The organism is Actinomadura sp. SCN-SB, assembly GCF_043906805.1.
Classification (GTDB): domain Bacteria; phylum Actinomycetota; class Actinomycetes; order Streptosporangiales; family Streptosporangiaceae; genus Spirillospora.
This window is the reverse complement of record NZ_JBIMPP010000021.1, coordinates 80,523-99,155: the sequence shown is the minus strand read 5'-3', so window position 1 is coordinate 99,155 and position 18,633 is coordinate 80,523. Positions and strand designations below refer to the sequence as shown.

General features: G+C 74.3%; 15 protein-coding genes. 7 read left to right on the top strand and 8 right to left on the bottom strand.

The annotated features are described in order from the left end of the window. Window positions 1-100: 100 nt before the first annotated feature. A complete protein-coding gene (hrpB, locus tag ACGWYJ_RS16340; RefSeq protein WP_395106828.1) occupies window positions 101-2,695 on the top strand; it encodes an ATP-dependent helicase HrpB in 2,595 nt (864 codons plus the stop codon). Here the strand turns inward: hrpB and ACGWYJ_RS16335 are convergent. Further along, window positions 2,692-3,465 (bottom strand): TetR/AcrR family transcriptional regulator, encoded by a 774-nt coding sequence (locus ACGWYJ_RS16335; RefSeq protein ID WP_395106827.1) that lies wholly within the window; start codon window positions 3,463-3,465, stop codon window positions 2,692-2,694. The genes hrpB and ACGWYJ_RS16335 overlap by 4 nt on opposite strands. A 146-nt stretch (window positions 3,466-3,611) precedes the next feature. Here ACGWYJ_RS16335 and ACGWYJ_RS16330 point away from each other — a divergent pair, with 146 nt between their 5' ends. Then, a complete protein-coding gene (locus ACGWYJ_RS16330) occupies window positions 3,612-4,601 on the top strand; it encodes an ATP-binding cassette domain-containing protein (protein ID WP_395106826.1) in 990 nt (329 codons plus the stop codon). Continuing rightward, on the top strand, window positions 4,598-5,425 hold the full coding sequence (locus tag ACGWYJ_RS16325) for an ABC transporter permease (RefSeq protein ID WP_395106825.1): 828 nt from the start codon (window positions 4,598-4,600) through the stop codon (window positions 5,423-5,425). Before ACGWYJ_RS16330 ends, ACGWYJ_RS16325 begins: the two co-directional genes overlap by 4 nt. Before the next feature lie 50 nt (window positions 5,426-5,475). On the opposite strand, the gene ACGWYJ_RS16320 is transcribed toward ACGWYJ_RS16325, so the two are convergent. The 4 genes from ACGWYJ_RS16320 to ACGWYJ_RS16305 form a co-directional block, all read right to left on the bottom strand. Further along, window positions 5,476-6,183, bottom strand: a complete 708-nt coding sequence (locus tag ACGWYJ_RS16320) for a hypothetical protein (protein WP_395106847.1) — start codon at window positions 6,181-6,183, stop codon at window positions 5,476-5,478. A gap of 60 nt (window positions 6,184-6,243) precedes the next feature. Continuing rightward, window positions 6,244-6,969, bottom strand: a complete 726-nt coding sequence (locus ACGWYJ_RS16315) for an anti-sigma factor family protein (RefSeq protein ID WP_395106846.1) — start codon at window positions 6,967-6,969, stop codon at window positions 6,244-6,246. Between the two features lie 111 nt (window positions 6,970-7,080). Continuing rightward, a complete protein-coding gene (locus ACGWYJ_RS16310) occupies window positions 7,081-7,680 on the bottom strand; it encodes a sigma-70 family RNA polymerase sigma factor (RefSeq protein ID WP_395106824.1) in 600 nt (199 codons plus the stop codon). 65 nt (window positions 7,681-7,745) lie between these two features. Then, a complete protein-coding gene (locus ACGWYJ_RS16305) occupies window positions 7,746-8,429 on the bottom strand; it encodes a hypothetical protein (RefSeq protein WP_395106823.1) in 684 nt (227 codons plus the stop codon). A 364-nt stretch (window positions 8,430-8,793) separates the two neighbouring features. Between ACGWYJ_RS16305 and ACGWYJ_RS16300 the strand changes: the two genes are divergently transcribed. From ACGWYJ_RS16300 to ACGWYJ_RS16285, 4 genes are all read left to right on the top strand, one after another. Further along, window positions 8,794-9,480 carry a hypothetical protein gene (locus ACGWYJ_RS16300; protein ID WP_395106822.1) on the top strand — a complete coding sequence of 229 codons (687 nt, stop codon included), beginning with the start codon at window positions 8,794-8,796 and terminating at the stop codon, window positions 9,478-9,480. Window positions 9,481-9,576: 96 nt separating this feature from the next. Then, on the top strand, window positions 9,577-10,005 hold the full coding sequence (locus ACGWYJ_RS16295) for a PPOX class F420-dependent oxidoreductase (protein ID WP_395106821.1): 429 nt from the start codon (window positions 9,577-9,579) through the stop codon (window positions 10,003-10,005). Window positions 10,006-10,116: 111 nt separating this feature from the next. Further along, the gene (locus ACGWYJ_RS16290) at window positions 10,117-10,695 is read left to right on the top strand and encodes a DUF2269 family protein (RefSeq protein ID WP_395106820.1); all 579 of its coding nucleotides are present in this window, start codon (window positions 10,117-10,119) and stop codon (window positions 10,693-10,695) included. Between the two features lie 79 nt (window positions 10,696-10,774). After that, a complete protein-coding gene (locus tag ACGWYJ_RS16285; RefSeq protein ID WP_395106819.1) occupies window positions 10,775-11,638 on the top strand; it encodes a DUF4429 domain-containing protein in 864 nt (287 codons plus the stop codon). Between the two features lie 82 nt (window positions 11,639-11,720). On the opposite strand, the gene ACGWYJ_RS16280 is transcribed toward ACGWYJ_RS16285, so the two are convergent. From ACGWYJ_RS16280 to ACGWYJ_RS16270, 3 genes are all read right to left on the bottom strand, one after another. Continuing rightward, complete coding sequence (locus tag ACGWYJ_RS16280; protein WP_395106818.1) at window positions 11,721-14,186, bottom strand: GMC oxidoreductase; 2,466 nt, start codon at window positions 14,184-14,186, stop codon at window positions 11,721-11,723. A 13-nt stretch (window positions 14,187-14,199) separates the two neighbouring features. Next, window positions 14,200-15,318, bottom strand: coding sequence for an alpha/beta fold hydrolase (locus ACGWYJ_RS16275; RefSeq protein ID WP_395106817.1), 1,119 nt, complete (start codon window positions 15,316-15,318; stop codon window positions 14,200-14,202). Between the two features lie 196 nt (window positions 15,319-15,514). Continuing rightward, a complete protein-coding gene (locus ACGWYJ_RS16270) occupies window positions 15,515-18,589 on the bottom strand; it encodes an AAA family ATPase (RefSeq protein WP_395106816.1) in 3,075 nt (1,024 codons plus the stop codon). Between the last annotated feature and the right edge of the window lie 44 nt (window positions 18,590-18,633).

Sequence of the window (18,633 nt, the reverse complement as noted above, 5' to 3'; positions counted from 1 at the left end):
TGCAACTATCACCGCAAGGCTCGCGGGGAAATCGGTCCGTGGCATTTATCACATTGGGGGGACCGGATGGCGCCGCCGGGGCGCGCGGCAGACTGGTGCGGTGCCTTCCGCCGCCCGCCCGATCGACCTGCCGGTTCGCGCGGCCGTGCCCGCCCTGGCCGCCGCGCTGGAGCGGCGGGGCGTGGCCGTGCTGGCGGCGCCGCCCGGGACCGGCAAGACGACGTTCGTCCCGCTCGCGCTCGCCGGTCTGGTCCCCGGCGTCCCGGGTCTGCGCGCCGGACGCGCCGGTCGCACCGGAGGCTCCCTTCCCGCTGCCGGTCAGGGGAAGGTGCTGGTCGTGGAGCCGCGGCGGCTGGCGGCCCGTGCCGCGGCGCGACGGATGGCCTGGCTTCTGGGCGAACGGGTCGGGGGCTCGGTGGGCGTCACGGTCCGCGGCGAGCACCGTCCGGGAGCGCTCATCGAGGTGGTCACCACCGGGGTGCTGCTGCAACGCCTCCAGGGGGAGCCGGAGCTCGACGGAGTCGCCGCCGTGATCCTGGACGAGTGCCATGAGCGCCATCTGGACGCCGACACCGCGCTGGCCTTCCTTCTGGACGTGCGGGCGGCGCTCCGTCCCGAGCTGCGGCTGGTCGCCGCGTCCGCGACCGCCGACACCGCGCCCTGGGCCCGCCTCCTCGCCGGTGAGGGGGACGACCCGGCGCCGGTGGTGGAGACCGACGCCGCCCTGTACCCGGTCGAGGTCGAGTGGGCGCCGCCGCCGCGTCCCCTGCCGCCGCCGCACGGCATGCGCGTCGACCCGGCGTTCCTCGCGCACGTGGCGTCCACGGTCCGGCGGGCGCTGGACGAGCGCGACGGCGACGTGCTCTGCTTCCTCCCCGGCGCGGGGGAGATCGCCAGGGTCGCGGGCCTCCTCCGCGACGGGCGAACGGACGCGCCGGTCGACGTCCTCCAGGTGCACGGCCAGGCTCCGGCGGCCGTGCAGGACGCGGTGCTCGCGCCGGGCGACCGGCGCCGGGTCGTCCTGGCCACCTCGGTCGCCGAGTCGAGCCTGACCGTCCCGGGCGTGCGGGTCGTGGTCGGCTCGGGGCTGGCCCGCGAGCCGCGCACCGACCACGCGCGCGGCCTGGGCGCGCTGACCACCGTCCGGGCGTCGCGGGCGACGGCCGACCAGCGCGCCGGACGCGCGGGACGCGAGGCGCCCGGCACCGTCTACCGCTGCTGGACGGAGTCCGAGCACGAGCGCCTGCCGGCACGGCCCAGGCCCGAGATCGAACTGGCGGACCTCACCGCGTTCGCCCTCCAGGCCGCCTGCTGGGGCGATCCGGGCGCCGAGGGCCTGGCCCTTCTGGACCCGCCGCCGGAGGCGGCCCTCCGCGCCGCCCGCGGCACCCTCCACGCCCTCGGCGCCACCGAGGACGGCCGGGTCACCGAACGCGGACGCCGCCTGGCCGGGATGGGCGTGGAGCCGCGGCTGGCCCGCGCCCTGCTCGACGGCTCCCGGGAGGTGGGCGAACGCGCCGCCGCCCAGGTCGTGGCCCTGCTGTCCGAGCCGCCCCCGCGCAGTGCGGGGGACGACCTCACCGCGGCCTGGCGTTCCCTGCGCCGCGACGGCCCCGTCAGGGACGCCCACGCCGCCCGCTGGCGCGACGAGTCGCGACGGCTGCTCAAGGCCCTCACCGGCCTGCCGCGTCGTGGCGAGGGCGACGGCGGCGCCCCCGAGAAGCGGAACGACGACGCCGTGGCGGGGACGGTCGTCGCCCTCGCCTTCCCCGAACGGGTCGCGCGGCTGCGGCCGGGAGGCGGGTACCTCATGGCGTCGGGGACGGGCGCCGAACCGGCCGGTGATTCCGTACTGGCGGCGGCCCGGCCCGAGTGGCTGGCGGTGGCGATCGCCGACCGTCCCGCCGGGTCGGCCTCGGCGCGCGTCCGGCAGGCCGTCGTCATCGACGAGGACGTGGCGCGGTTCGCCGCCGCCCCGCTCCTGGCCTCCGGCGAGGAGGTGGCCTGGCGGGACGGCGACGTGGTGGCGCGGCGCGTGGAACGGCTCGGGGCGATCGAGCTGTCCGCGGAGCCGATCGCCCGTCCCGACCCGGAACGGGTGCGGGCCGCGCTCGCGGACGGGCTGCGCGCCGAAGGGCTCGGCCTGCTCACCTGGACACCGGCGGCCACGGCGCTGCGCGAACGGCTGGCGTTCTGCCATCGCGCGCTCGGCGACCCGTGGCCCGCGATGGACGATGCCGCGCTGCTGGATCGCGCGGCCGGATGGATCGCCGCCTCCGGGGCGCGGCGCCGCGCCGATCTGGCGCGCATCGACGTCGCGGGCGCGCTGCGCGGGCTGCTGCCGTGGGAGTGCGCCGCCCGCCTGGACGAGCTGGCGCCCGAGCGGATCGAGGTGCCCTCCGGGTCGCGCGTCCGCGTCGACTACTCCGGCGAGCGCCCCGTCCTGGCGGTCAAGCTGCAGGAGCTGTTCGGCTGGGACGAGGCGCCCCGGCTCGCCGGCGGCAGGGTCCCGTTGGTGGTGCACCTGCTGTCACCGGCGGGACGGCCCGCGGCGGTGACCGCCGACCTGGCCTCGTTCTGGCGCGAAGGCTACAAGGCCGTCCGCGCCGAGCTGCGGGGCCGGTACCCGCGCCACCCCTGGCCGGAGGACCCGGCTCAGGCCACGCCCACCCGGCGCACCAACCCCCGCCGCTAAGCGTCCTCGCCGGCGGCGCGTGAGCGGACGAGCGCCTCGATGCCGTCCAGGACGCGTTCCAAGCCGAACTCGAAGGCGTGCTCGGGGCCGATCGCGCCGTCGTACTCCTCCCCGGCGGCCGCTCCCACGCGCATGCCCAGCGGGTACCGGCCGGGGTCGATGACCTTCTCCAGGAAGGGCGAGGTCGCCTCCCACCACTCGCGGTCGGTGATGCCGGTGCGCCGCTCGGCCTGGGCGACGTCGACCGACGAGCGCGCCGAGCTGGCGGCGAATCCGGTGACCAGGGAGACGACCGAGTCCATCTCCACATCGGTGAGGCCCAGGCCGTCCACGGCGCGCAGTTCGTACTCGTACTTGTCGAGCAGGTTCGGCCCCAGGGGCGGGCGCGCGGTGACGACTTGGAGCATCCAGGGGTGCCGGTGGTACAGGTCCCAGTTCTCCCGGGCGATGTGCCGCAGCTTGTCCCGCCAGGGGAGGTCCTCGCGGGGCGGGGTCGCCTCGCCGAGCGCGCGGTCCATCATGACGTCGATCAGTTCGGACTTGCCGGGGACGTAGGTGTAGATCGACATCGGGGCCACGCCGAGCGTGTCGGCGATCCGGCGCATCGAGAGCGCGTCCAGCCCCTCGCCGTCGGCGATCTCGGTGGCCGCGCGGACGATGCGGTCGACGGTCAGGCGAGGCCGTGGCCCGCGGCGGGGCCGTTCCCGCACGTCCCACAGCAGTTCGAGGCTCCGCTTGGGATCGCCCGCCCCGCTGTACTCGACGCTCACGGGGCCGCTCCGCTCGCGCTCATGGGGTCGCCGCCGGTCGCAGTGTCACGCCGCCCATCTTCCCAGACACCTCGGTGACGCGCGGGAATGAAATTCCGTACGGCGTACGTTATGCTGACCGAACTTACTCCGTACAACGTACAAAGATGGGAAGCGGTGGAATGGGCGAGCCCGCGATAGCGGCCGAGGGGCTGCGCAAGCGCTACGGCGACACCGTGGCCCTGGACGGTGTCGACCTGACCGTGCCCGCGGGGACCGTGCACGGTCTGCTGGGGCCCAACGGTGCGGGCAAGACGACGATGGTCCGGATCCTCACCACGCTCGCCCGGCCCGACGTCGGCCGAGCGCGCGTCGCCGGTCACGACGTGGTGCGCGAGGCGGTACGGGTCCGCGCCAGGATCGGCCTGGTGGGCCAGCACGCGGCGGTGGACGAGATCCTCGGCGGGCGGCAGAACCTGGTGATGTTCGGCCGCCTCCACCACCTGAACGCCCGCCAGGCCCGGCGCAGGGCGGACGAGCTGCTGGAGCGCTTCGGCCTCGACGGGGTCGGCGACCGGCCCGTGGCCACCTACTCCGGCGGCATGCGGCGCCGTCTCGACCTGGCCGCCGGCATGATCCTGGCGCCGCCGGTGCTGTTCCTGGACGAGCCGACCTCCGGTCTCGACCCGCGGGCCAGGATCGAGGTCTGGGACGCGGTGCGGGCGCTGTCCGCCACCGGCACCACCGTCCTGCTCACCACCCAGTACCTGGACGAGGCCGACCGGCTCGCCGACGGGATCTCGGTGCTCGACCGGGGCCGGCTCATCGCGGCCGGCACCCCGGGCGAGCTGAAGTCCGACCTGGGCGGCGACCGGATGGACGTGGTCGTCCGCGAGGCCGCCGACCTGCCCCGCGCCGCGGAGATCATCACCGCGATCACCGGCACCCCCGCCGAGGCCGACCCCGAGGCCCTGCGCGTCGGGGCGCCCGTCACCGACCGGGTGGGCGCGCTCACCCGAACCGTCCGGGCGCTGGACGACGCGGGCGTCGCCGTCGCCGACATCGGCCTGCGCCGTCCCACGCTCGACGAGGTGTTCCTGCGCCTCACCGGCCACCGGTCCGTCCCGGAGACCGCCAAAGAGGAGGCGCCGGCATGACCGTGCTCAACCCCTTCGTCGAGCCCACCGGCCTGAGCCGGGTGCGGTGGGCGCTCGGGGACTCCTGGACGCTGACGCGGCGAGCCCTGGCCCACTGGGCCCGCCGCCCCTACGAGATGCTGATCGGGCTGCTGTTCCCCGTGATGATCGTCCTGATGATGGGCTACCTGTTCGGCGGCCAGATGACGGTGCCGGGCGGCGAGACCTACCGGTCGTTCATCATGCCCGGGATGTTCGCCATGACCATGCTGTTCGGCATCGAGAACACCTACACCGCGATCGCCACGGACGCCGCCAGGGGCGTGACCGATCGGTTCAGGGCGATGCCGATGGCCTCCTCGGCCGTCGTCGCGGGCCGCGCCGCCGCCGACATGCTGTACGCGGTCGCCTCGCTCGCCGTCATGGTGGCGTGCGGGCTGCTGATCGGCTGGCGCTGGCACGGCGGCCTCGCCAAGGCCGCGCTCGCCCTCGGGCTGCTGCTCCTGCTGCGGTTCGCCCTGGTCTGGGTGGGCGTCTACCTGGCGCTGCTGGCGCAGGGGCCGGAGTCGGTGATGGCCGTCCAGATCCTCGTCTGGCCGGTCGGGTTCGTGTCCAGCGCGCTGGTGGCGCCCGGCACCATGCCGGGATGGCTGGGCGCCGTCGCCGAATGGAACCCGCTGTCGGCCACCGTCACCGCCTGCCGCGACCTGTTCGGCAACGCCGACGCCGCCGCCGCGACCTGGGCGGGCGAGAACGCGCTGCTGATGTCGGTGGTGTGGCCGCTGGCGCTCGTCGCGGTGTTCTTCCCGCTGTCGGCCCGCCGCTACCGCGCCATGGGCCGCTGACGGCCCTGAGCGGGCGGCGGGCCGTCAGGCGGCGACCTGCGCCAGGGGTCTCAGCCGCCCGGCAGCAGGGACGCGCGGTGCCTGGCCAGGGCCAGCGCCGGGTAGCAGTCCTCGGGGTAGGTCTCCGCGCCGTACAGCGCGGCGCGGAGACGCGGCCCCACGGCGGCCGCGTCGTACGGCTGGACGACGCACAGCTCCGCCTGCATGGCCTTCCGCGCCGCGGCCATCATCCCCGGGACGTCCCCGACGATGACGATCTCGGTGGGCGCGTCCCCGTACGACAGCCGCACCGCCAGCGCGTGCAGGCCGGTGCCGCCCTCGTAGCGGAACTCGCACACCAGCCGGTCGCCGTCCAGCGGTCCCTCCTGGATCAGCCAGGCCAGGCCGGGGGTGACGGTGCCGAGCGAGCCCGCCCACTCCGGCTCGGGCTGCGCGGCCAGCTCGCCGGCCGCCCGCCCGGCGGCGCGGCGGGCACCGGTCGGGCCGATCGCCGCCAGCGCCCGCAGGAACGTCCGCGCCCCGGGCGTCCCGGCGTCCCGCAACGTCGTGATCAGATCGCTCACCGCGGCCCGCCGCCCCTCGGCGTGCGGGGCGGCCGACTCCAGCGCGCCGAGCTGCGCGGAGGTCCACACCTCCGCCTGCAGGGCGCCCGGGAGCCCCGGAAGCTCACCGGCGGCGCGGGCGTACGCCCGGTACACCTCGCGCAGGCCGGGGAACGTCAGCCGAGGCCCCTGAACGGCGGAAACATCGGATGGCATCGCAGTCACCGCTCCAGGCTAGGGGACCACCCGTACCGGATGGAACGCCCCTCCCGGACCTCACCGGTTGGGCAGGGTCAGCAGCGTGCGCCCCGTCCCGATCGTGCGGACCTCGAACTTGGTGATCTCCTCCGGCTCCAGGGCCGTCGCCCCCTGAAGCGTCAGCCGCGGCATGGGCGAGTCGGGGAACCCGTACCCCTTGGCGGGCACCGACCAGCCGGACACGATGTGCTCCCGCCCGGCCCGGTCGAAGGCGACCAGCTCGCAGCGCAGCGGGCCGCGCACCTTGCTCAGCCGCATCCCGACCTCGCTGCCCCACTGCTTGCGCTGCGTCGCCACCGTCCCGCTGATCCCGCTGGCCGGGTCGGTCGCCGAGATCGGCCGGGAGTTGCGGAACAGCGCCTCCACCCCGCTCTCGACGGGACGTTCCACGGGCGGCGGTGCCGCGTCCCGGTCGGCGCCGACGGTGATCCCCAGCCCGGCCGAGCCGCCCATCAGGACCACCCCGGCGGCCACGCCCACCAGCGCCTGCGACACCCTGCGGCGCCGGTTCAGCCTGCGGCGGCGCTGGAGCAGGTCCGACACGACGGACGGGTCGGGCACCGGCGCCGGCACCGGCTCCTCGGGGATCGGCGGCAGCCCGTCCAGCGTGGCGGCCAGGCCCCGTAGCGCGCCCAGCTCCTCGTGGCAGGAGGGGCAGGACGCCAGGTGCGTCTCGAAGGCGCGCGCGTCCGGCTCTTCGAGCAGCCCCAGGGCGTACGCGCCCACGTCGGTGTGCTGCACCATGGCGTTCACGGCGTCACCTCCTCCTTCTTCTTCGGCCTCATGGCGTCGTGTCCCCCTCCTCGGACTTCACGGCGGTCACGTCCCCCCCTCCGGACGACCGCCAAGGCGGCTTCATGGCGTCACGCCCCTCTCCTCCAGGGCGACGCGGAGCGCCCGGAGCGCGTAGTAGACGCGGGATTTGACCGTGCCCACGGGGATGCCGAGGGCCTTGGCGGCCTCGTTGACCGAGCGGTCCCGGAAGAAGGTCTCGTTCAGGATCTCCCGGTGCGCCGGCGACAGCGACATCAGTGCTTCGGAGACGACGACCGAACGCAGCAGGTCCTCCAACCCGTCAGGGGCGCGCAGGTTCTCCAGCGGGCCCTCGCCCGCCTCCTGAGGCCGGGCGTTCTTACGGCGCTGGTCGTCGATCACGATCCGCCGCGCCACCGTGGCCAGCCACGGCAGCAGCGAGGTGGCGTTGGCGTCGAGCTGGTGCGCGCTGCGCCAGGCGCGGATCATGGTCTCCTGCACCACGTCCTCGGCCCAGTGCCGGTCGCCGCCGGTCAGCCGCAGCACGAACGCCAGCAGCGGCCGCCCGTACACCCGGTACAGCTCGTTGACCAGGACCTGGTCGTCCACCGCCGCGGGACGCGGGCCGCTGAACCAGCTCCACGGCCCGGCGGGAGCGGCGCGCTCCGAGTCCGGCACGGTGGTCGAGGATCTGTGCGCCATCAGGAGTCTCCGGCTGTGGGGTGCGGGGATGCGGGGGTGCGGCGGCGGTGCGCAGGATGACCGGTTCACCCGCCAGGGGCGGACGGGCCGCCCCCGGCGGTGCCCGGCGGCGCGGCGGTGCGCGGCTCCTTCTCGCCGATCACCACGCCGCCGGTGCCCTGGCCGTAGCCGGGCGGCGGGGGCGTGCCCGCGCCGAAGGTGGCCTTGGCGCCGTTGGGGCGGGCGACGAACCAGCCGCCGACGCCTTGGCCGTTGGCGTCGCCCGGGGCGGTGTCCCCGGAGTAGCGGTAGAGCGGCCAGCCGGAGAGCGTGAGCTGGAGGGTTCCGTCCGGGCGCCGGACGCCGCCGACCCGGCCTTCCGGGATGCCGGCGGTGATCCTGATCCGGGGGCTCCAGCGCACCGGCGGCCACTTCCGCGCGCACGCGCCCACGCAGTTGCTGAGGGACGGTCGCGGCCGGTCGCGGTCGAAGCGGTACAGGAGCCGGCCGGCGTCGTCCGCGACGACGTCGCCCAGCGGTCCCGCCGGAAGGATCCTGAGACTGGTGATGGCGACAGGGGCTCCGTCACCGGGGACGCCGTTGCCGGGCACCGTGGACGGCGCGATTCCGCCCACGGGTCTGCCGTACCCGTCGTTGTCCTCCAGCCCGCTCGGCAGGGCGGGCGCATCGCAGCCCGCCAGTGCGAGGCCCGCCAACGCGAGGCCCGCCGCGGTGACGCCCATCGGGGCGGACCGCCGCTGGAGTGCCATGGACGACGTCCTCCGGGTCTCCGGTTCGGGGTGCCTGTCGGATGGATGTACGGGGGCACGCGGGACGCGGTTCAACGGGAGCGGCACGGATTGATCCGGATCGGCCCTGACTTGTTCGCTAGATGACTCTTACCGCCGGGGCCTATCGGCCTGAGGGCACGTCCAAGGCACGTGCGCAGAGGCGCATCGGACGGCGACACGAAGGGAGACGATCCGGCCACGACCCGAAGACGGCTCGAAGACGGCTCGAAAATGGCTTGGGGCGCATCGCGAGAGTCCTCCGCACGAGGCGAACACTCACTCCAGCGTGGAGCGGATGAGGGCATCCGGCCCGATTCGCTCGGAGGACCGAGAGGCGATCGGAATGGACAGGACCGACGGGCCCCTGGTCTACCGGCTTCTCCTGGCCGTGGACATCCAGGGCTACAGCAAGCGCACCACCATCGAGCAGCTGCGCGCGCAGCACATGCTGAGCCGGGCGCTGGACCATGCCGCGTCCGCCATCGGCCTCGACCGCGCCCTCTGGGACAAGCAGGTCGGGGGCGACGGCGAGCTGGCCACCCTGCCCGAGGGCGTGGACCCGGCGCCGGTCGCCGGTGACTTCGTCATCGCCCTCGCGGCCGCGCTGCGCGGGCTCAACCGCGGCCGGGACGGCGGCCCGGCGCTGCGGATCCGGCTCGCCCTGCACCACGGCACGATGACCGCGGGCCCGTTCGGCCCGGCCGGTGACGCGCCGATCGTGGTGCAGCGGCTGCTGGACGCCGCGCCGCTACGCCGCCTGCTGATCGACGACCCCGGCCGCGACCTGGCCTACGTGGTCTCCGAGTCGCTGTACGAGGACGTCGTCCGCACGGGGTTCTGCGCGCTGCAGCCCTCCGCGTTCCGGGCCATCAAGGTCACCGCCAAGGGCGCCGTGTTCCGCGGTCACATCCTCACCGGTGAGGCCGCGCGGCGGAACGCGCGCCCCCGGGAACGGCGGGACCGGACGGCCGGGCCGCCGGGCGCCCGCGTGCTGGACCTCCCGTCCCTCGCCGCCCGGGGCACCGCCTGACGGCGGCCCGAATGCGGGAAGCAACGCCGCGGCGACGCGGTTGTGCCCAGCGTCAGGTCCTGCGCCGAGCGGCGTACGGCGACGGAGGGAGACCGCATGGCTGACGAGACTTCGCTGCTCAAGCTGCTGGGCGAGCGGAACCTGGGGGTGCTGGCCACCCTCAAGCGCGACGGGCGCCCCCAGCTGTCCACCATCACCTACCACTTCGACGAGTCCCGCCGCCTGGTGCGGATCTCGGTCACCGACGATCGGGCCAAGACGCGCAACCTGCGCCGCGATCCCCGCGCCAGCCTCCATGTGAGCTCCGAGGACGGCTGGTCGTGGACGGTGGCCGAGGGCGATGCCGAGCTGTCCGCCGTCGCCTCCGACCCGCATGACGAGGCCGTCGAGGAACTGATCGACCTCTACCGCTCCGTCAGGGGCGAGCACCCCGACTGGGACGACTACCGCCGCGCGATGGTCGCCGAGGCACGCCTGGTCCTCCGCCTCCACGTCACGCGCGTCTACGGGCAGCCCCCGGCCTGACCTACCCCGGGCGTGGTAGCGGCACCGGTTCCCGCTACCACGCCCGTCGTAGGGCGGAAGCCGCCGGTCATGCGATGCGGCGGCGCGAACCGTACCGGCACCGTCGGCGCCATGAGAACTTCACCGACGACACCGACGACACCGGAGGCGTCCCCGGCGGTATCGCCGGCCGCGCGGCGGCGCTCCACCAAGGCGCGGTTCTCGCCGCGAACCCGCAAGGCCGTCCTGCTGCTGCACATCCTCGGCTCGCTGACCTGGCTGGGACTGGACGTCGGCCTGCTGGCGCTCAGCCTGACCGGGCTCACCAGCGACGACCCGGCCACGGTGCGGGCGGTGTACCTGGCCATGAGCGTGCTGGGCACCACCGTCCTCATCCCGGCCGCGATCCTGTCGCTGGTCACCGGCGTGCTGCTGGGCCTGGGCACCAAGTGGGGCCTGGTCCGCCACCACTGGGTCCTGGTCAAGCTGGTGCTCACGGTCATCACCGCGGCCCTGACGATCTCCGCGCTGCGGTCGGGGCTGAGCCAGGCGGCGGACGAGGTCAGGCTGTCGGCGGTCGCGCCCGCGGACGCAACGGGCGGCCTGCTCTTCGCGCCCATCGTCTCGCTGACCTGCTACCTGTTCATGACGGTCCTCTCGATCTACAAGCCCTGGGGACGGACCCCATGGGCGCGGCGCCGCGCCGCATGAGCGCAACGTCCGGAAACGCGCGCTACGCCCCAGGTCGCTCCTAACGGTGACCATGGGGCGTACGCCCTAACATCCAGCTATGGCGGAAGTGACCTCCCGGGACGGTGCGTGGACGTTCGACGGCGAGGCCGTGCGGATCGTGCCCGGCCACGATCGCTCGGTGCACAAGCTGCGCAAGGCACTGGGCGAGGTCGTGGTGCCGTTGCAGGCCATCCGCAGCGTCGCCTACGAGCCGGGACGCAAGGGCGGGCGGCTGCGCCTGCGCCTGCGGGACGGAGCCGACCCGTTCTCGCAGGCGGTCGCGGGCGGGCTTCCCGGCAACGCCGACCCGTACTCACTCGTCGTCGGCGCCGACCGCACCGGCGCGGCTGAGTTCTTCGTCGACGACGTGCGCAACTCCCTCCAGGTGTGGGAGGTGCCGGAAGGCCCCTGCGACCGCTACCTGATGCCGGGCCCCGGCGTGCCGCTCACCGCCGCGGCGGGGGACGGCTCCGCCTCCTTCGATGGCGAGCGCGTGCGGCTGGTATGGAACTGGCTGGCCAGCGGAGCGAAAACGGCGGCGGGACCGCAGACGTTCGAGCTGAAGGACGTGGTCGGCGTCGAATGGGGCCGTCAGGTCGGCATGGGCTACGGGTACCTGCGGTTCAGGCTCCGTACCCCCGCACCCGAGCGGTCCCCGGAAGTGGACCCGCACGCCCTGTCGTGGGGCATCCAGAAGGAGGGCGGGACGACGGCGCTGCTGGCCGCGGCCGTGCTGGCGCGCCTACCGCACCCTCACGCCCCCGCCGTCCCGGAACCGGCCCCCGCCGGCGAGAACACGAGCGCGCAGGACGATCCGGACGCGATGCTGCGCCGCCTGCGCGAGCTGGGCGAGCTGCACCGCGAGGGCGTCCTGACCGACGAGGAGTTCACCGCCGCCAAGCGCACCCTGCTCGGCATGTGAGAAAACGCGGCACGTGAGAAAAAGCGTGGAGCGGAAAGCACCCCGCAGCTCTTTCCGCTCCACGCGCCTGTGACGGCCCCCGTCAGTCGAGGTCGGGGCCGTAGACCTCCCATAGCTCACCGGCGAAGAACCGCCCGAAGGACACCAGCGCCAGCGGACCGCCCGGTCCCGAGGTGCGGAACGTGGTGAGCTGCCGGGCGAAGTCGGTCAGCTTGATCTGGAGCACGCCCGCGGCCAGCACCTCCGCCTCCTCGTCCCCGCCCTCCTCGACATGCCCGTCCAGGATGCGGACGTACAGGGTCGAGGTGTCCGGCCAGATGCGGGTGGGAGGGCCGTGCAGGACGTTCTTCCGGCCCGTGAGGGTGCGGCGCCGGCCCTGGTCGTCGGCGAAGTGCAGGCGGTACTTCATCAGCCTGCGGTCCTCCGCGCCCCCCGGCGCGAACAGGTTGAACCAGCCCCGCTGCACCGGCCGCCGCCCCCCGTGACCGGGCGCGTCCACCCATCCCTCGGCCCGCGCGGTGTGCTCGGGCTCCTCCAGGAACCGGTGCACGTCGTCGGCGGTGATGGTGAGCCGGAACGAGAACCGCTCGCGCCGGTCGTCCAGCTCGCCCGCCCGCGGATCGGACGTCCCGTAGGTGACGAACCCCTTCATCTCCTCGGTGAACGACAACGACGTACGGCCCGGACCCTCGGGGGGCGTACCCCCGGCCCCCGCGAGGGTCCCCGATTCGGTGCCGCGTCCCTGAACGGGGACGCCACCCCGCGTCCCCTCGGACGGGCCGTACGTCTCGCCGCCCGCCCCGTCGGGCGAGCCGGCTCCCCGCGCCGGCCCGGCCCCCGTGTCGACGGGGCGGGACTCACCCTCCAGGATCCGGGTGGCCATCCGGTCGGCCAGCGCGGCGATGGTGAGGGAGGGGTTCGGGCCCACCGGTCCGGGCATCGCCGCCCCGTCGGCGATGTAGAGACCGGGGAACCCGAAGACCTCACCGAAGGCGTTGCACACGCCTTCCAGCGGGTCGCGTCCCATGGGCGCGCCGCCCAGGGGATGCACCGTGATGACCCGCTTGCGGAACCACATGGGGTTGTCGGCGTAGTCGGCGCCCAGCACGTCCGCGATGCCCTGCATCGTGCTGCGCAGCCGCTCGAAGTGCGCCGTGCTGGTCTCCGACGTCCAGTCGGCGGTGAGCCGGCCGTCCTTGAGGGACAGCCGCCCGTCGGGGGTGTCGCGCCCCATGCCCAGCAGCGGCAGCGAGCTCACCGCCAGCGCCCCGTCGCCGATCAGGTCGGCGATCTCCTTGGACAGGTTGGTGTCGGGCGCGCCGGAGAAGAACTCGGTGAACCGCCCCCACAGGAACTTCACCGCCCGGTCGATCTGGTCGCCCAGGTCGAACGGCTGGATGATCCAGTCGACGAAGGCGGGGTAGCCGCCGTCCTCGATGTAGGCGCCGCGGCCCGCGCCGGGATGGCCGTCCAGCTCGTCGGGCAGCCGGATCGCGCTGGTGATCACCGGGCCGCGGCTGGCGTCCAGCGGGCGGACCCGGTCGCGGTCGCGCGAGCGCAGCAGGAAGGTCAGCAGGTCGCCGTTGCCGCAGAACCGCGAGCCCAGCGCCGGGCTCAGCCCGGGGAAGTCGCGGGCCGACTTCAGCAGCAGGTAGGTCGTGCCGTACGTGCCGGCGCCCAGGATCAGCCGGTCGCAGGTGATGGTGCGGACCGGCAGGTCGCGCGCCTTGCGCGGCCCGCGCCCGTCACCCTCGACCGGGGTGGTCTCGTAGGTGACGTAGTCGACCTCGTACCCGCCGGTCGGGCGCGGCCGGATCGCCTTCACGTCGCAGGACGTCCGCAGGTCCGCGCCGTGGAACTTGGCGGCCGACAGGTAGTTGTGGTCGAGGGAGTTCTTGGCGCCGTCGTTGCAGCCGATGTCGCACTCGCCGCACAGCCGGCAGGTGCGCCGCGGCTTGCCGTGCAGGTTGCCGTAGGCGGGCTCGGCGATCGGCAGGTTCAGGCCGGGCGCGGCACCGGCCTCGGGAGCGAAGGACACCGCGAGGGGCGGAAGCGCCCAGTGCAGGCCCAGCTCGGCCGCCGCGTCCTGCATCGCGTGCGTCTTGGGCGTGTCGGCGAACGCGGCCTGGTCGAGCGGGTACGGGGTCGCGCCCATCATCTTCTCGACCTGGTCGTAGTGCGGGTCGAGGTCGGCGCGGCTCACCGGCCAGGGCTCGTAGCCGCCGTCCATCGTGTCGTTGACGAACCAGCGCTCGTCCTTGCGCAGCAGCACGTTGGCGTAGATGAGGGAGCCGCCGCCCAGTCCCGAGGAGACCACGGAGTCGCAGCCCTTGAAGCTCCACACGTCGAACATGCCGTACAGGCCCTCGGCGGGGTCCCAGAACGCCCGCCCCAGCTCGGCGGGGGAGCGGGGGAACGAGCCCGGCGCGTACCTCTGGCCGCGTTCCAGCAGCACGACCGACCGCCCGGCCTCGGCCAGCCGGTAGGCGGCGACCGAGCCGCCGAACCCCGAGCCGACGACGACCGCGTCGGCGTGCTCGGTGGTCATGTGCCGGGGCATCTCAGGCGGCCTTTCGGTCGTGCGCGTGCTTCTGGAAGTGGGCGAGGATCCTCGGGTAGACGTCCTCGTGGGCGTTCTTGCCGAGGATGGGGTCGATGTGGCCGTATCCGGGCAGCACCTCCAGCTCGTGCCGGCCGGGGACGATCTTCGACAGCAGCGCGTGGCACACCACGTTGGAGTCGGTGAAGATCCGGTTGTGGTCGCCGGTGGTGAACAGGATCGGCGTGGTGATCTCGGCGGCCTTGGCCAGGAAGTCGGTGGGCAGCGCCTTCAGCTTGGGATCCCGCGGATCGAACCGCACCGCCTTGCCGGCCTTCACCATCTTGCGGATGTGCCGGTAGTAGTGGACGTCCGAGGCGCCGTTGAGGTCGGCCAGCCGGTCGTGGACGTGGGTCTCGGGCGCGAGGTTCTCGTGCATGAAGAACCCGGGCCGCCCGGACGCCCACATGAAGCTCTGCATGTGGCAGGCCGACTCCTTGCACTCCGGGTGGAACGCGGAGATGACTTTGGACATCAGCCACCGGGCGGTCGGCTTGGGCGCCTGGCTGAACCGGGGGTCGATGACCGGGGAGCCCAGGATGTAGTCGGCGAACGCCGGGCCGACCGTCATCTTCACCTTCGACCAGCCGGGCACGCGCGGCGTCAGCGACACGCTGTTGACCACCAGGCTGGCCAGGTCGTCCTCGATCGCGCCGCCGAACAGGCTCATGCTGAACGACAGCGCGCCCAGGCAGTGCGCGAACACGTGCACCCGCCGGTTGCCGATGTGGCGGCGCAGCTCGGCCATCGCCGCCGGGTAGTCGAACAGCGCGATGTCGTCGAGCGAGTAGCGGCGCAGGTTGGTGTTGTAGGGGAGCCGGTTGCTCATCCGGAAGTCCAGCGCCCACACGTCCCCGAACCCGTTGTCGAGCAGGTAGCTCACCATGTTGTGGATCTCCGGCATGGTGAACAGGTCGCTGGAGGAGGTCAGCCCGTGCAGCAGCAGCACGACGTCGTCGCAGTCCTCCCGGTGGAAGCGCGACAGCGTGAGGAGCAGATCGTCCTCGGTGACGACCGGATGCAGCGACCGCTCGGCGTCCTTCACGCCGTCGGCCGAGAATCGTCGGATTCGCCGTGCCATCTGTCCGTCCTCCCGGCTCAACATCGGTGCCAACCCTGTCAGTCCCGTACGAACCGGCGGCATCGTGGAAAACCCGTAATCGGAGCCGGGACGTACGTGGTGGGATCCGTGTGACAGTAAGAGTCCGGTTTGATGGTATCGGTTCGTGCTTGTCCGTATTTCGGGGCGTTGTGCGTGCGGCGGGCAGGCGAAACGCTCAGGCGCGGCCGCTGCCGGGCAGGGCGTTGAGCGCGGTGGCGACGCCGACACGGGAGCTCACCCCGAGCTTGGCGAACACCCGGGACAGGTGCGTCTCGACCGTCCGGACGCTGAGGAACAGCTTCTCGGCGACCTGCTGGTTGGTGCAGCCCTGCGCGACCAGCGTCGCGATCTCGTACTCGCGGGGGGACAGGCCGAACGGCTCGTCGCCCTTCCGGCCGCGGCGCGGCCCCGGCACCCTGACGCCGAGGCGCCGCTGCTCGCGCACCGTCTGGTCGGCCAGCGCGCGGGCGCCGCACTCCTCGAAGACCGTCACGGCGGCGCGCAGCCGCTCCCTGGCCCGGTCGCGGTCGCCGGCCGCCTGATGGGCCAGGCCCGAGGCCAGCTCGGCCCTGCCCGCCTCCAGGCGCCGTCCCGCCCCGTCCAGCATCCGCGCGGCCTCGGCCGCCAGGGCGGCGGAGGCCGCCGGGTCGGACGTACGGGTGGCGTGCGCGCGGGCCAGCCGCACCAGGCCCGCGTCGGCGGGCACGCCGATGCCGCCGAGCATCTCGGCGATGCGGGCCCACTTGCCGGGGTCGCCGTCCTTCTCGCGGTGCGACTCGCAGTAGGCCAGCAGCTCCGCGCAGCTCATCAGGGTGGACGGGTCGAGCTGGGGCGAGCCGGGGTCGCCGCACGCCTCGACGATCGCGACGGCGCCCTCGTCCAGCCGGCCGGCGTTGACCAGCGCCACGCCCCGGGCGTACCGCGCCATCGCGCCCCACCACTCGCCGGCGCCCGCGTCGCCCGCCACGGCCTCCTCGCCCAGCCGCAGCGCCCGCTCGTGCTCCCCTGACCAGGCGGCGACCAGGCACTGCTGGGTGAGGCCGAACACGACCGTCTCGGCGGACCGCACCATCCGCGAGGTCTCGGTGGCCTCCTCGGCGGCGTCGGCGGCCTCGGCCAGCCGCCCCAGCAGGGTGTACGCCCTGGCCTGCGCGTTCAGCAGGAAGGTGATGTAGGCGGCCTGGCCGGTGGCGCGCGCGATGGCCACGCACCGTTCGAGGCGGCGCAGCGCGGGCTCGTACCGGCCCAGCATGACCTCCGCCCAGCACAGCCACGGGACGTGGTCGAGCGCCTCGGCGATGTGGCTGTCGGGGGCCTCGGCGTACACGGCGTCGGCGGCCTCGGAGTAGGCGATCGCGTCGTCCACCCGCCCGCCGGCGTAGGCGGGCATCACCCGCAGCGAGGCGACCGCGACGCGCAGGCCGGGCGCCCAGCCCGGGGCGTTCTCCGGCATCCGGTCCAGGACGGCCTGCGCGCCCCGCACGTCCACCCGCATCAGCCGGTCGGCCACCAGCCGGGTGCGGAGCAGCACGGCGGCGGGCGCCTGCGGGTCGGGGATGCGGTGCAGCTCGTCCAGGACCAGCGCGCGGGCCTCCTGGTGGCGGTTGAGCTGCCGCTCCATCACCGCGCACATCTGCACGGCGCGGGCCCGGCGGTCGTGGTCGTCGGGCGGCAGCAGCCGCAGCAGCGTGCGGGCGGTCTCCCGGCCCTCCACGAGCTGCCCGCTGACGGTCTGCGCGTGCGCGAGCTCCACCAGCAGCCGCACGCGCGGGGGCTCCTCGTCGCCGTCGGCCTGGCCGGAGTCCTCCGGCATGAGGCGCAGCGCGGCCTTCAGCCAGTGCGCCGCCGTCGCCGGGGCCTGCGGCGCGACGGCGCGGGCCGCCTCCACCAGCGTCGCGATCGCCGACCGGTCGCCGTAGGTGGCCGAACGCTCCACGTGGTGGGCGCGGAGCGTGGCGGGGGCGCCGAGGTCGGCGAGGTAGCGGGCGATCCGCGCGTGCGCGCCCAGCCGCCACCCCGCCGCGGCCGACCCGTACACCACGTGCCGGACCAGCGGATGGCGGAACCGGAACCGCCCGGCGGACGCGGGCCGCACCACGTCCCGCGCCACCAGCTCGTCGAGGGCGGCCAGCGCCACCGCGTCGGGCCGCTGCGCCCCGGCGGCGGCCAGGGCGGGCTCGAACTCGTCGGCGGCGACCGCGGCGGCCTGCGCGATCAGCAGGACGGTCGCGTCCAGGCCGCTCAGCTCCAGTTGCAGCGCGGTGCGGACGGCGGGCGGCAGCTCGGTGATGTCGCCCAGGTCGGGCAGCGTGCCCCAGACCTCGGGGTCGGCGGCCGCCGGACGGTCGGCGCCGTCCTTGCGGGCGAGCGCCTCCAGGTAGAAGGGGTTGCCGCCGCTGGCCTCGTACAACGACTGGCAGCGGGACCGGCTCGTTCCCGGGCCGAGGAACTCCTCGACCTCCTCGATGGTGAACGGCTCGGCGGTGACGCTGACGCCGTGCTCGCCCGCGACGTCCACCAGGCCCGCCAGCCGGGGCGAAGCCTGCGCGGGACGGTAGGCGACCCCGATCAGCACCTTGGCGCGCGGAGGGTGGCGCACCAGGTAGCCCAGCAGCTCGACGGAGGCGTCGTCGGCCCAGTGCACGTCGTCGAGCAGCAGTACCAGGCCGTCGTCGTCGGCCAGTTCCTCCAGCAGGTGCCGCACCGCGCGGTGCAACTGGTAGCGCGCGACGCCGAGCGTCTCCGGCGCCGGGTCGGGCCGGTGCTCGTGCGCGGGCAGGACGGTGGTGTCGCCGTTGGAGGAGGACGTGCCGTGGCCGCCTGCGGTCATGGCGCTGAGCGCGCCCGCCGGGGCCATGGCGGGAGCGCCGCCACCGGCCGTCCCCGTCAGCGCGGGGAACACCGTGGACAGCAGCCGGGTGGTGGCGGGGTCCAGGTCGGGGCGGCGCTCTTCGAGCTGGTCGTCCAGGGCGTCCACCAGCGCGCCGAACGGCATCTGCTGCTCGAACTCGGCGGCGCGCCCGGCCAGCACCCGCAGCCCGCGCGAGGCCCCGGCCTCGGCGAGCTCGCCCAGCAGCCGGGTCTTGCCCGCGCCGGGGTCGCCCGACAGCGCGAGGAAGCGGAAGGAACCCCCGGTCACCGAGTCCAGCGCACCGTCCAGGACGCGCAGCGCGTCACGCCGCCCGACCAGGGGCGTCCCCGCGGGATCCCTGGTGCCGTGACCCGCGTTCCGGTCCGCGCGACCCTCCATGTCCACACCCCAACAGTGACAGGCGGTCGATGCGCCGTGATCGT

Excerpts from the sequence above, each read along its gene's own strand:
- ACGWYJ_RS16330 (WP_395106826.1), top strand. The coding sequence starts at position 3,612 with ATGGGAAGCGGTGGAATGGGCGAGCCCGCGATAGCGGCCGAGGGGCTG.
- ACGWYJ_RS16325 (WP_395106825.1), top strand. The coding sequence starts at position 4,598 with ATGACCGTGCTCAACCCCTTCGTCGAGCCCACCGGCCTGAGCCGGGTG.
- ACGWYJ_RS16320 (WP_395106847.1), bottom strand. The coding sequence starts at position 6,183 with ATGCCATCCGATGTTTCCGCCGTTCAGGGGCCTCGGCTGACGTTCCCC.
- ACGWYJ_RS16315 (WP_395106846.1), bottom strand. The coding sequence starts at position 6,969 with ATGGTGCAGCACACCGACGTGGGCGCGTACGCCCTGGGGCTGCTCGAA.
- ACGWYJ_RS16310 (WP_395106824.1), bottom strand. The coding sequence starts at position 7,680 with ATGGCGCACAGATCCTCGACCACCGTGCCGGACTCGGAGCGCGCCGCT.
- ACGWYJ_RS16305 (WP_395106823.1), bottom strand. The coding sequence starts at position 8,429 with ATGGCACTCCAGCGGCGGTCCGCCCCGATGGGCGTCACCGCGGCGGGC.
- ACGWYJ_RS16300 (WP_395106822.1), top strand. The coding sequence starts at position 8,794 with ATGGACAGGACCGACGGGCCCCTGGTCTACCGGCTTCTCCTGGCCGTG.
- ACGWYJ_RS16295 (WP_395106821.1), top strand. The coding sequence starts at position 9,577 with ATGGCTGACGAGACTTCGCTGCTCAAGCTGCTGGGCGAGCGGAACCTG.
- ACGWYJ_RS16290 (WP_395106820.1), top strand. The coding sequence starts at position 10,117 with ATGAGAACTTCACCGACGACACCGACGACACCGGAGGCGTCCCCGGCG.
- ACGWYJ_RS16285 (WP_395106819.1), top strand. The coding sequence starts at position 10,775 with ATGGCGGAAGTGACCTCCCGGGACGGTGCGTGGACGTTCGACGGCGAG.
- ACGWYJ_RS16280 (WP_395106818.1), bottom strand. The coding sequence starts at position 14,186 with ATGACCACCGAGCACGCCGACGCGGTCGTCGTCGGCTCGGGGTTCGGC.
- ACGWYJ_RS16275 (WP_395106817.1), bottom strand. The coding sequence starts at position 15,318 with ATGGCACGGCGAATCCGACGATTCTCGGCCGACGGCGTGAAGGACGCC.
- ACGWYJ_RS16270 (WP_395106816.1), bottom strand. The coding sequence starts at position 18,589 with ATGGAGGGTCGCGCGGACCGGAACGCGGGTCACGGCACCAGGGATCCC.